The following is an 11,664-nucleotide window of genomic DNA, read 5'->3' on the forward strand; positions in this document are numbered from 1 at the left end:
GCTCGCCCCGGTGCGCGCGGGCACCCGGGTGGAGCGGCTCACCTCCGACGCGGCGTGGGTGCGCGCCATGCTGGACGCCGAGGCGGCCCTCGCCCGCGCCCAGGCCCGTGCCGGTTACATCCCCGAACGGGCGGCGGCGCTCATCACCCGGGCGGCGGCGGACCTCACCGTGGACCCCGCCGGCCTGGCCCGCCGCGCCCGGCGCTCGGCCACCCCGGTCGTCCCCCTGGTCGCCGACCTCCGCGCCGCCTGCGGAGAGGCCGCCGCCTTCGTGCACAAGGGCGCGACCAGCCAGGACATCATGGACAGCGCCGCCATGCTGGTCGCCTCCCGCGCGGTCGCGGAGATCACGGCGGGCCTGGACGCCGCCATGCGCCCGCTCGCCGCGCTCGCCGACCGGCACCGTGACACCCTGATGGCCGCCCGCACGCTGGGGCAGCAGGCCGTGCCCACGACGTTCGGCCTGAAGGCGGCCGGGTGGCTGGCCGGGCTGCTGCGCGCCCGCGACCGACTGCTGGCCGTGCGCCTGCCCGCCCAGCTCGGCGGCGCGGCCGGCACCCTCGCGGCCCTCGTCGAAGCGGCCCAAGTCGATGCGGTCTCCGCCGACGCGGCGCACGTCGAAGCAGCCCGCGTCGAAGCGGTCCCCGCCGATGCGGTCTCCGCCGACGCGGACGCGCCCCCAGCGCGGGTGAGCGCACTCGCCCTCGTGGACCGGTACGCCGAGGAACTCGGGCTGGCCGCGCCCCCGGCGCCGTGGCACGCCGACCGGACCGTGGTGGGCGAGCTGGGGGCGGCCCTCGCGGGCACGGCGGAAGCGCTCGGCAAGATCGCCACTGACGTGATCCTGCTGGCCCAGACCGAGGTCGGCGAGGTGGCCGAGTCCGCTCCCGGCGGCTCCTCGGCCATGCCGCACAAGCGCAACCCCGCCCTGTCGGTGCTCGTCCGCTCGGCCGCGATGCAGGTGCCGGTGTACGCCCAGCCGCTGGGCCGTACCGGAGAGCACGAGCGCGCCGCCGGGGCGTGGCAGGCCGAGTGGGCGCCGCTGCGCGAGTGCCTGCGGCTGACCGGCGGCGCCGCCGAGACGGCCGCCGAGCTGCTGGCGGGCTTGACGGTGTTCCCCGGCCGGATGCGCGCCAACCTCGACCTCACCGGCGGCCGCGTCGTCTCCGAACGGCTGGCCGCCCACCTGCCGCAGGACGAGCTGTCGGCGCTGCTGCGCGCCGACGGCCCGCTGCGGGCCCCGGACGACCTGCTGGACCCGGCGGCCTACCTGGGCGCCGCCCACGAACTCATCGACCGCATCCTCACCGCCTACCATGACCGCCACCCCTGACGCCGCTCCAGCACCGCATCATCAGGACGGACCCATGACCGCGCAGCTCACCCTTCACCATCGCGTCGACGGTCCCGCGGACGGGCCGCTGCTCGTCCTCGGGCCGTCGCTCGGCACCACCATGGACCTCTGGCGGCCCCAGCTTCCGGCGCTGACCGAGTCCTGGCGGGTGCTCAGGTACGACCTGCCCGGCCACGGCGGCTCCCCGGCCGCGCCCGCCGGGTTCACCGTCGACACGCTGGCCCGCGCCGTGCTCGATCTGGTGCCGGACGAGCCGTTCGCCGTCGGCGGGGTCTCCCTCGGCGGCGCCGTCGCCATAGCCGTGGCCGGAACCGTCACCGAACCCGGCCGGGTGCGCGGGCTCGTCCTCTGCTGCACCGCCGCCCGCTTCGGCCAGCCCGGACCGTGGCGGGAACGGGCCGCCGCCGTCCGCGCCGGCGGGGTGGCGGCCCTCGCCCCGGTCCTGGGTTCCCGCTGGTTCACCCCCGGCTACGACGGCGGGTGGGTGCTGGACATGCCGGCCGGGGTGGACGCCGAGTCGTACGCCGCCTGCTGCGAGGCCCTCGCCGCCTGCGACCTCACCGGGCGGCTGCCCGCGATCACCGCTCCCACCCTGGTCGTCGCCGGCGCGGACGACCCCGCGACCCCCTTGGACCAGGCTCTCGTCCTGGCCCGCGGCATCGCGGACGCCCACCTCGTGGTCGTCCCGCACGCCGCCCACCTCGCCACCGTTCAGCGTGCGGACGCGGTCACCCGGTTCATCACCGACCACCTGAACCCGCTCCTTCCCGATCGCCCGCACCGTGACGGCCCGGCAGGCGCTGCGCACTCCGCCGGCGATCCGGAACAACACCGGCCCCGAAGCAGCCGGGAGGAGAAGAGCCGGGCGGAGAGCTGGGCCGCCGGGATGCGGACCCGGCGCGAGGTGCTCGGCGACGCCCACGTCGACCGGGCGGTGGTGGCCACGACCGGCTTCACCCACGACTTCCAGCACCTCATCACCCGCTACGCCTGGGACGAGATCTGGAACCGGCCAGGCCTCGACCGCCGCACCCGGAGCTGCGTCACCCTCACCGCGCTCGTCGCCCACGGCCATCTGGACGAGCTCGCCCTGCACGTCCGCGCGGCCCTGCGCAACGGCCTGACGCCGGACGAGATCGGGGAGGTGCTGCTGCAGACGGCGATCTACTGCGGGGTCCCGGCGGCCAACGCCGCCTTCGCCGTCGCCCAGCGCGTCCTCACCGAAGGCTGACCGTCGCCGCGAGCCCCCGCGGCCCGACCCCGGCCGCGCCGCCACAGGGCGGTTCGCCATGCGGTGCTGCCGGAGCAGCGGTCAGGAGCCGGATTCGGTCCCGAAGCGTCCGGCGGCCTCGTCGCGGTCCGCGTACACGGTGAACGGGGTGGGGCTCAGGGCGTCGAGCCGCTCCCGGAACCCGGGGGCCGGCCCGGCCAGGACCAGCACCCCGGAGGCGGCCCGGACCTGCTCCCGCGCCATGATCAGCGCGGCGACGCCGACCGCGTCCCAGAACGTCACCCCGCTCAGGTCGAGCACCAGCCGCGGCCTGCCGCCGGACGCGATGTCGCCCACCACGGCGTTGATCAGCTCGGCGGCCTGCTCGATCAGGGGGCCGGTGAGTTCGAGCAGCACGTACGAGCCGCGATCGTGCCGGACGAGCTCGAACGGCGACGCTTCCACGGAGACGCTGGGCAGGGTGAAGTCGACGGCGGCGACCGTCCCCTCAGGGCCGGTGGCGAGCGTGAACCCGTCGGTCAGGTGCCGGGCGATCCACAGCCCGTGCCCATGCCGGATCGGCCACCCGACGCCGTCTCCAGCGCCGTCTCCAGCGCCGTCTCCAGCGCCGTCTCCAGCGCCGTCTCCAGCGCGGTCTCCCCAAGCGTTGCCTGTGCCTTCTCCGGCGCTGTCGTCCGGAGCGTCGCCCGTGCCGGCGCCGGCGACGTCTCCCGCGCGAACGTCCGTGCCGGCTCCGGGCGGACCAGCGTCGGTGATCTCGCAGCGCAGCGCGCCGTCCACCCGGCGGATCCGCACCCGGCCGCTGCCCGCGCCGTGGACGATCACGTTCGTGGCCAGCTCGTGCACGGTCATGACCAGGTCCATGACCCGGCCGTCGGGCAGCCCGGCCCGCGACGCGTGCGCCTCCAGGGTGGCCCGCAGCGCGTACAGGGAGTCGCCGTCGAACGGCTGCTCCAGCAGTGTCTCCGCCGCACCGGCGGGCTCGGCGCCGGAACGGGCCGCCAGTCCCGCCGTGGCCGGCGGGACGTCCACGGGTCCGTCACCCACCATGACCGGTCACCAGTCTGACCCCGGCTATGCCGGCGGCCCCCAGCAGGACGAACCGGGAGGCGATGGGGTGGCCGCAGCGCAGCACCACCGACCGGTCGGGCGCCATGCTCCGCACCGCGTCGAGGATCATCCGTGTGCTCGGCAGGTCGATGAAGGACAGCTCCGACATGTTGATCGTGATGTCGCCGTCCACCCTGATCGTCTCGGACAACGCCAGCGCCAGCGACTCCTCGGCCGACCGGTCCAGTTGCCCGGCCAGCCGGATGCCGGGCGGCGCGTACTGGCGGCAGATCCGCAGCAGCGGATCGCTGTGGTAGGTCGCCGCGGTCACCGACCGGGTGTGGAACGTGGACACCGATGCCAACGTGACCGGGTCGAACCGTTCACGGTCGTACTGGCACAGAACCGACACCCTGGTGTCCGGCAACGCCGTCGCGATCTCCTCCTCGAACGCCGGCAACTGCTCGATCCCGCTGACAGGTCGCAGCGCCCACCCCATGTCGAGAGCCACCCTCAGCCCGGCGTAGCCCTCGCGCGAGGTCAACTCCATCTGCCGGCGCAGCCAGCCCATCGCGTGGTCCACCGCGAACGACCGCCCGGACAGCAGGCCGTCGCCGGAGGCCACCACGTCCATGCTGCCCGCCGCGGTGGCGGACCTCACGGCGACGCCGCGGCGGCTCAGCTCGGCCATCGCTCCTTGAGGCTCCTCGCACAACCACACTACCCGCAGCCCACCGGTGAGCCCGTCACGGATGTACGCGGCGGTCAGGTCGAGCAACTCCTCCGGTTCACCGAAGGTCAGGCAAGCATGATCATTGACCTTCAGGTCAGTGATCTGCACCTCAGCGTTCACCGTCACCGCGTCACCCATCCCACCCGAGCGTCCTTCAGAGGACCACCCAGCGTAGTGATCACCCGTGATCGTGCCCACCTCCTTCGCGGCTTCGCCGTCCTGACCGACCGTAGTGCAGCGGCGCCGCCCCCGCCGCCGCTCCGGCGCACAGCCCGCCCCCGTCGCCGCTCCGGCGTACGGTCCGCCACCGGCTCGCTCCGGCGTACGGTCCGCCCGCCGACTCCGGTCCGGCCTTCCTGTGCCCCGAAGACGGGCAAGTTCACCTCGACGGCACCCCGGCCCCCGGGCGCGCGCCGCCCCTGCCGGCCTGGCGACGGCACGCTTCCACAGCCGCTCGGAGCGCCGAGCCGGCGTGCGCCGGCCGGGCGACCGGGAACGGTCGCGGTCCGGCCTGAATCCTTTGCCGGGTCCGGCGCCTCTCATCCATGTCCCGGCGACAGGGCCGGGGCATCCGATAGGGAGGTTCGTCATGCTCGTGGGTATCGGCATCGCGGTCGCGGTCGTGCTCGTCGGCACCTGTAGCGTCGTCGTGCTGCGGCGAAGGGGGCAAGGACGTGGCTGAGCCGGGCTGGGCGAACGAACGGCTGGTGACCGCCGCGCGCGACGGGGACACCGAGTCGATCGTCGCGCTGGTCTCGGGCGCCCATCCGCACGTACAGCGGTTCGCGCGCTCGCTGTGCGCCACGCCGGAGGACGCCGAGGACGCCGCGCAGGAGGCGCTCATCGTCCTGTACCGCAAGATCGGCACGCTCCGGGCGTCCGGGGCCCTGGTCTCGTGGATGTTCCGGATCATCCGCAACGAGTGCGTCCGAAGGGCCCGGCTGATGCTCCGCCCGCCCCACGCCGAGTCCGGCCGGTCCACGGCCGCCACGCCCTCGGCGGAGGAGGAGGTGTTCCAGCGCCTGGAAGCCGCCCGGATCGCCAGCGCGATCGCCGCGCTGCCCGCCGACCAGCGCAAGGTGCTGATCATGCGGGACGTCCAGGGCATCAGCGGCCCGATGGTCGCCGGCGCCCTGGGACTGAGCACCGCGGCCATGAAGTCGCGGCTGCACCGCGCGCGGGCGGCCGTGCAGCGCGCGCTGTCCGACCCGGACCTGGGAGGTCTCGATGACTGACCGCCGGAACTTCGGCAGCTCCTCGGTGCCGCGTCACCTGGCGCGCGGCGTGGTGGGATTCGGCGCGCTGATCGCCTCGGTCGCGCTCCTCCCGGTGGTGGGACCGGCCGGGCTGCTGCTCGCGGGGGTCGGGGTGCTGGCCTTTCGAGGATGCCCGACCTGCTGGGTCATCGGGCTGGCCCAGACGATCTCGATGGGGCGGCTGCGACGATCCTGCTCGGACGGCGTGTGCGAGCTGAAGGTCGCCACATCCGCCGTGGGCGGGGACGCTCGGCCCCGGCGGGATGCCACGCCCACCTGAACCCCGCACAACAGGAAGGACCCGGTCTCGCGGCGTTCGCCGTGGGACCGGGTCTTCGGCCGGGTCAGCCCCAAGTGCCGGTGGCCCGGAGGGGTCTCACCTCCGGGCCTCGCAGAACGAGCGTGGCAGTCTGTAATCGCCTGCCGCCACCTGCCCCTGCGGGAAGGTCACTCCAGCCGGGCCGCGGCCTCCAGCGACTCGGACGAACGGAGGAAACGCAGGTCCTCCACGACCAGGGCGACGCCGGTGGCGCCGCCGCGGCGGAGGGCCGGGGCCAGCGCGTCCAGGTCGGGCCAGCGGGCCGGGCGGAGGTGGACGCGGTAGCCGTCTCCGGCGGGCTCCAGGGTGAGGGCGTCGCCGATGGCGAGCCTGCTCTCCGGGAGGTGCGCCGCGGTCGCTCCGGCGGCTCGTTCCAGGGCGGCGACCGAGGTGACCCCTGTGATGACGGGCAGGATCGTGTCCGGGCCGGTGACGTGGTCGTGCAGGTCACGCAGGCGGGCGGCGGCGGTCGTACGGGCGGGGTGGTGCTTGGGCAGGCGGTCGGCGAGGAGCTGCGCGGCGCGGGCGAGCCGGCCGAGCGGCGGTGCGGACGGACGCTCGCGCTCGCCGAGCAGGGCGATCAGCGCCTGCAGGGCGTCCTCGGCGCCGGAGGCGAGGGTGACCCACTGCTGGGAAGTGAGCGGGGTGAGCCTCGGGTGGAGTTCCGTCCAGTACGCGACCGCCCGGTCCAGGTCGGGCCCCTTACGCCAGAGGTCGGCGGGGTCATCGGGCATGAGCTGCTCGACGACTTCGACGGCCTCGTCGGTGGTGGTGAGCGCCTCCAGGGACAGCGCGGCGACGTGCAGGTCGAGCTGGGTCAGGCCGAGGTCGCGGGCGCGGGCGGCGTCGCCCGCGGGTAAGGCTGCGACGCGGCCCCGCGCCCAGCCGTCCGGCCAGGACAGCGTGCGGGCCGAGGTGGACAGCAGGATCAGGCACTGGGCCGGTGACAGGCCGGTGGCCTCGCCGAACGCCCGCACGGTCGTCTCCCGGTCCACGGGCGGCGGGCCGTTGTCGGCGATCAGGCCGAGCGCCCGCCTGAGCCGGTCCGGGTCGCCCCAGCCGCGGCAGGTCCGCACCTCGACGACGCGGTTGCGGGTGAACAGGAGCGGGTCGGGGCCCTGCGGGGTGTGGAGGAGCGCCGTGACGATGTACGCGTAGTCCACCAGCTCGTGGTCGGCGACGGCGGCGGCTGCGACGGGACCGTGGCCCGAGTGGATCTCCCCAGGGGCGAGGTCCGGGCGCAGCCGGGCGACGTGCCAGGTGCCGTCGGTGCGGAGGAGTTCGGGGACGGCGGCCAGCTCCTGAAGCCGCGCGCGCCCGTCGCCGTCGCCCCACGCGGCGTCCAGGACGGCGGCGCCGAGGCGGCCCAGCGTGTTCTCGACCCCCTTGACGGCGGGGGCGTGGAACATCGCGACCTTCTGGTCGTACGGCAGGTCAGCGGCGGCGCGGGCGAAGTGGGCGATCCTCTCGTAGGCGGACTCGGGCCCCGGATCGTCCGGCTCGGGTGCCTTCTCCGCCCGGACGGCGGGCGCGGCGACGGCGGGCGCGGGGCGCAGGTGGGGCGGCGGGGCCGGCTCCAGACGCTCCAGCAGGGCGAACGCGCGCTCGCGACATTCGACGGCCGTCCACACCAGGAGCGTGACGCCCCTCAGGAGCGACTTGTCGGTGATCTCCGGCAGGAGCGGGCGGAGCCGTCCCGCCAGCTCGTCGCGGACCGCGTCCTTCTCCTGGTACGTGCTCTCGGGGTCCAGCACCCGCATGAGCTTGGCGGCGAGCCGGGCGTCCACGACGTCGAGGAGGGCCTGCGCCTTCCTCTCGTCGACCGCGCGCAGCGCCCTCGACCCCTCGGGGTCGCGCGGGCGCATCGCCGACCACCAGCCGGGCGGCGCGACCAGGCGGGTCCCGGCCGCGTAGCGGTGGTGGGCGACCACGCCGATGTTCTCGGCGCCGTCGTGCTCGGGCACCCTGCCCCAGCCACGGACGTAGCGGCCGATGGTCCGCCCGGCCGGGTCCCGCAGCTCGATGATCCGGCCCCGGCCGCGCCACACGGTGGCCTCGGCGCCGCCGGGGAAGGCGACCCGTTCGCCGTCGGCCGGGACGACCCGGCGGGCGGCCGGGTGCGCGCTGTCGTGCGGGCAGTGCGGGCCGCCGTGGTCCAGCACGGTCACCCGGCCGTTCGCGGCGATCAGGCAGCGGTCGTAGAGGTCGCGTGCCTCGGTCCGTTCGTGGGAGCGGCTGGAGATGTGCTCGTAGGTGCCGAAGCCGTGGGGCGGGCCGGCTTTGTCCGGTGTGACGACGCAGGCTCGGAACTGGTGCTCCCAGAGCCGGCCGGACTGGATGAGGAGCAGGTCGGCGCCGCTCTCTTCCAGGTAGTTGGTGATGGTGTTGACGTGGCCGGGGACGAAGGCGGGCAACTCCAGCTCGTCGAGGACGCCGCCGCTCAGCGTGGCGGCGAGGGCGCGTGCCGGGTCCGTCCCGGTCGCGATCGTCCGGACGCTGTCCAGGAGGGGGGCGGGGACTCCGGCGGCGGTGAACCGTTCGGCGTCGCACAGGGCGGCGTGCGTGTCCGGCAGCCCTTGGCCGGGGACCCGTTCTGCGTGCTCGGCCAGGATGGCGGCGACGATCCGTGCCGTTCCCGGTGTCGTGGTCAGGGCACGTACGGTCTCGGGGGCGGTCTGCTTCGGGACGGCGGGCTCGGTCACGTTGAGCTGGTTGGTCACGTTGCCCACGATCGCGTCGCGCAGCAGCGGGGCCCAGTCCGGGTCGGCGGCGACGGCGGCCAGATCGGTGCCGGTTCCGGAGGCGAGCCGGTCGTACAGCTTGAACGTGTGCAGCAGCCGGGGCCGCGCGAGCGGGACGCCGCACTCCAGGAGGAGATCGAGGAGCGGGAGGTCGGCGGCGGTCTCCTCCCAGCGGTTGATCTCGTCCTCGTCCGCTCCCAGCACCGCCTCGTGGTCGTCGCAGGTGAGGCCCTCGGCGCGCAGCCGCGTGCCGGCGTCGTGCAGGAGGTCGCCGAGGCCGGCGACGGGGAGTGCGAGCCCCGCGTACAGCTTCAGGAAGCGCCCGAGCCAGTCCTTGGTCGCCGCCCCCGCCAGTCCGGGGGCGGTGGTGAACGGGGCGGTCAGGCCCGCGCCGGCGAGGTTGGCGAGGAGCAGCGACACCGCCGCGCTCCTCGCCTTGGGGGTGTCCTTGGCGGGCAGCGGCAGGGTGCCGAGGAGCGCGCGGGCGACGCCCGCGTCCGCCCGTGCCATCGGGCCGAGCAGCGGAAGGAGGAACGTCCAGAGGGCCTGCGGCGCCGACTCCATGCAGCCGCTCTCCAGCAGGGCCCGTACGGCGCGTTCGTCGCCGGGCCCGCCGAGCGCGTGCCCGGCCACCTTCGCCAGCGCCGCCCAGCCGTCGGCCAGGGCCAGCGCGCCGTCCGCGCCGTCCGGGACCTTCTCGCACCACGCGGTGAGCAGGCGGCGGTGCCAGTCGTACGCGGCGGGGGCGGGATGGCGGGCCGCGAGCCGCTTGCCGTGCTTCCTGAGCATGGCCGATCCGGCGGCGTCCGGCCCCGCGACCAGGTGCGCCGCGACGAGCGCGGCCTCGTCGACCGGCAGGGCGTGCGTCTCCTCGGCGGCGCGGGCCGTCTCGAAGAAGGCGGCGGCGAAGCGGGCGCTGCCCGCGGCGGCCATGATCGACGCGCACTCCTCGTAGAACGAGGGCAGCAGCGCGGGCGCGTGCGTCTGCAGGTCCTCGCCGGTACGGGTGAGTGCGGTGCGCGCGAGGCCGGGCTTGCGGGCGGCCAGGTCGCGGGCGGCCCGCAGGTCGGTGTGCGCGGTCAGGATGCGAGCGCGGTGCGCCGGGTAGCGGCGCAGGGCGGAGGCGAGGAAGCCGAGCGGGCCCGCGTGCACGGTGCCGACGCCGGTCTCCGCGACCGGGTCCAGGTCGTACAGGGACTTCTCGGCCTTGTCGCCGTCGACGGCCTCGTGCCGGACGAGTTCGACGACCGGCTCGTCCAGGACGCGGTGCTCGTAGCGGACGGCGACGCACGTGTCCTCGCCGGGGCCGGTGGCCGGGCCGGGCAGCACCGCCCCGGCGCGCAGCAGCACCTCGCGCGTCGGGCCGGTGATGCCGGAGGGCGCCACGGTGCCGGGCTCGCCCTGGTGGGTGTCGCAGTAGTGCGCGTAGGCGTCGGCCGCCTCCATCTCGGGCTCGGTTTCGTCCACGGTGCGGTCCGCGTCCAGGGCCATGAGGATGCGGATGCCCTCGGACCAGGTGATGTCGCCGATCTCGCGGCCGCCCGCGATGAACCTCATCCCCTCCACGGAGGCCGGGCTCATCGGCCCGCTCCAGTACAGGTCCAGCTCGACGCCGACCGGTTCGGGCGCGTGCACGGTGAACCGTGCCTTGTCGCCCTTGATCCGCCCGCCCAGCTCGTGCACGCGGCGCTCGAACGCGGCGCCGCTCTCGTAGGAGGCCCCGGCGATCTCGACGACGCCGAACGCGCGGTCCATGCTCGCCGGACGCGTCCACACCTGGCGGCGTACCTGCTCGACGACCTGCGTGAGGTACCGTCCCTTCCAGGTGAGCAGTTCGTCGCCGAACAGCAGCGGGTGCGGGATCGCGAAGGTGTCCGCGCCCGTCCAGGCGCCCTCGCGCAGGAGCGCGCAGCGGCCGAGGTCGGGCGCGCCCTCGACGATCGGGGCGATGACCAGGTCGGTGAGCGTCTCACGCCACACCGGGTCGTCCCAGACGGCCGCGAACACCGCGGCCGGGACGGGCAGCGACCGCACCATCCAGGACTCGACCCGGTCGTGCACGGCCCGAGCGTGCTCGCCGAGCCGGTCGCGGAGGGCGGCGAGCCGTACCGCGGCCGGATCCTTCCTGACATTGGCGGGCACCTTGGCCAGCACGCGGCCCGCGGCCGTCCGGCAGGCGAGCAACGGCCGCAGCGTACCCTCGACGGTGAGCTCATGGCCCGTCGCGAGCGTGATCCATCCCATGGCACGCCATTGTTGATCACCCCTACGACAATTCGACGGGGAATGTGAGGATGCATCGGCAGGGGCGCTGGTCGGCTGAGACCACGTCATCAGCTCGCAGAGTGGTCTCCGTGTCGCTGCTGGGGAGCTCAAGCGACAGTCGCCGGCTTGCATCATCACGGCGTCGGCACAACGGCGGCACCGGTGCTGACGATCAATCCCGGAACAACAAGAAGCCCCAGGCTCCCGGTGAGTGCCGTGAGCTGGGGCTTTGACTCCTGTCCGAGCAGATCTGCCAGGGAGTGTGGTGGACGATACTGGGATTGAACCAGTGACCTCTTCCGTGTCAGGGAAGCGCTCTCCCGCTGAGCTAATCGTCCGTATTGAGTTGTCACTCAGAGCGGAAGACGGGATTCGAACCCGCGACCCTCACCTTGGCAAGGTGATGCTCTACCACTGAGCCACTTCCGCATGGCGCTGCGCTTTACTTTAGCGGATCCCGGAGGGTCCGCCGACAACCGAGGTGGAGACGGGATTTGAACCCGTGTGGACGGCTTTGCAGGCCGCTGCCTCGCCTCTCGGCCACTCCACCATGGAGTTTGCGCTCCGAGCGGAAGACGGGATTCGAACCCGCGACCCTCACCTTGGCAAGGTGATGCTCTACCACTGAGCCACTTCCGCGTGCTCCCGGCGGTGCCGGGCCACGGGAAAACCATATCGTCTCCGCGGAGTGCCCGTGCGCAGCAAACGGGGGTGG

7 protein-coding genes and 4 tRNA genes are annotated in these 11,664 nt (G+C 74.3%); 4 read left to right on the forward strand and 7 right to left on the reverse strand.

Features of this window, described 5'->3' with window-relative positions; translation table 11 throughout:
• The first annotated feature begins 10 nt into the window (after positions 1-10).
• Both CXR44_RS10295 and pcaDC read left to right on the forward strand, forming a co-directional pair.
• Positions 11-1,333, forward strand: a complete 1,323-nt coding sequence (locus CXR44_RS10295) for a lyase family protein (RefSeq protein ID WP_245899041.1) — start codon at positions 11-13, stop codon at positions 1,331-1,333.
• Positions 1,334-1,367: 34 nt separating this feature from the next.
• Complete coding sequence (pcaDC, locus tag CXR44_RS10300; protein WP_101784910.1) at positions 1,368-2,585, forward strand: bifunctional 3-oxoadipate enol-lactonase/4-carboxymuconolactone decarboxylase PcaDC; 1,218 nt, start codon at positions 1,368-1,370, stop codon at positions 2,583-2,585.
• 81 nt (positions 2,586-2,666) lie between these two features.
• Here the strand turns inward: pcaDC and CXR44_RS10305 are convergent, their stop codons facing one another.
• Positions 2,667-3,635, reverse strand: coding sequence for an ATP-binding protein (locus CXR44_RS10305; protein ID WP_101784912.1), 969 nt, complete (start codon positions 3,633-3,635; stop codon positions 2,667-2,669).
• Positions 3,625-4,494: an MEDS domain-containing protein gene (locus CXR44_RS10310; RefSeq protein WP_180903293.1), complete on the reverse strand. Its 870-nt coding sequence runs from the start codon at positions 4,492-4,494 to the stop codon at positions 3,625-3,627. Before CXR44_RS10310 ends, CXR44_RS10305 begins: the two co-directional genes overlap by 11 nt.
• A 548-nt stretch (positions 4,495-5,042) precedes the next feature.
• Between CXR44_RS10310 and CXR44_RS10315 the strand changes: the two genes are divergently transcribed.
• Both CXR44_RS10315 and CXR44_RS10320 read left to right on the forward strand, forming a co-directional pair.
• The gene (locus CXR44_RS10315) at positions 5,043-5,603 is read left to right on the forward strand and encodes an RNA polymerase sigma factor (RefSeq protein ID WP_101784916.1); all 561 of its coding nucleotides are present in this window, start codon (positions 5,043-5,045) and stop codon (positions 5,601-5,603) included.
• Positions 5,596-5,904, forward strand: a complete 309-nt coding sequence (locus tag CXR44_RS10320; RefSeq protein WP_101784918.1) for a hypothetical protein — start codon at positions 5,596-5,598, stop codon at positions 5,902-5,904. Before CXR44_RS10315 ends, CXR44_RS10320 begins: the two co-directional genes overlap by 8 nt.
• A gap of 167 nt (positions 5,905-6,071) precedes the next feature.
• Here CXR44_RS10320 and CXR44_RS10325 read toward each other — a convergent pair whose 3' ends face one another.
• The 5 genes from CXR44_RS10325 to CXR44_RS10345 all read right to left on the reverse strand — a co-directional run bounded on the left by CXR44_RS10325 (position 6,072) and on the right by CXR44_RS10345 (position 11,588).
• On the reverse strand, positions 6,072-10,928 hold the full coding sequence (locus CXR44_RS10325) for a DUF4132 domain-containing protein (RefSeq protein WP_180903295.1): 4,857 nt from the start codon (positions 10,926-10,928) through the stop codon (positions 6,072-6,074).
• Positions 10,929-11,212: 284 nt separating this feature from the next.
• Positions 11,213-11,287 (reverse strand) — tRNA-Val (locus CXR44_RS10330).
• 19 nt (positions 11,288-11,306) lie between these two features.
• Positions 11,307-11,378 (reverse strand) — tRNA-Gly (locus CXR44_RS10335).
• A 50-nt stretch (positions 11,379-11,428) separates the two neighbouring features.
• Positions 11,429-11,499 (reverse strand) — tRNA-Cys (locus tag CXR44_RS10340).
• 17 nt (positions 11,500-11,516) lie between these two features.
• A tRNA-Gly gene (locus CXR44_RS10345) sits at positions 11,517-11,588 on the reverse strand.
• Between the last annotated feature and the right edge of the window lie 76 nt (positions 11,589-11,664).

Source organism: Nonomuraea indica, assembly GCF_002850745.1.
In the GTDB taxonomy this organism is placed as follows: domain Bacteria; phylum Actinomycetota; class Actinomycetes; order Streptosporangiales; family Streptosporangiaceae; genus Nonomuraea; species Nonomuraea indica.

What these genes read in the sequence shown, in the direction of transcription:
- CXR44_RS10320 (WP_101784918.1), top strand. Translation starts at nt 5,596, where the DNA reads ATGACTGACCGCCGGAACTTCGGCAGCTCCTCGGTGCCGCGTCACCTG.
- CXR44_RS10305 (WP_101784912.1), bottom strand. Translation starts at nt 3,635, where the DNA reads ATGGTGGGTGACGGACCCGTGGACGTCCCGCCGGCCACGGCGGGACTG.
- CXR44_RS10325 (WP_180903295.1), bottom strand. Translation starts at nt 10,928, where the DNA reads ATGGGATGGATCACGCTCGCGACGGGCCATGAGCTCACCGTCGAGGGT.
- pcaDC (WP_101784910.1), top strand. Translation starts at nt 1,368, where the DNA reads ATGACCGCGCAGCTCACCCTTCACCATCGCGTCGACGGTCCCGCGGAC.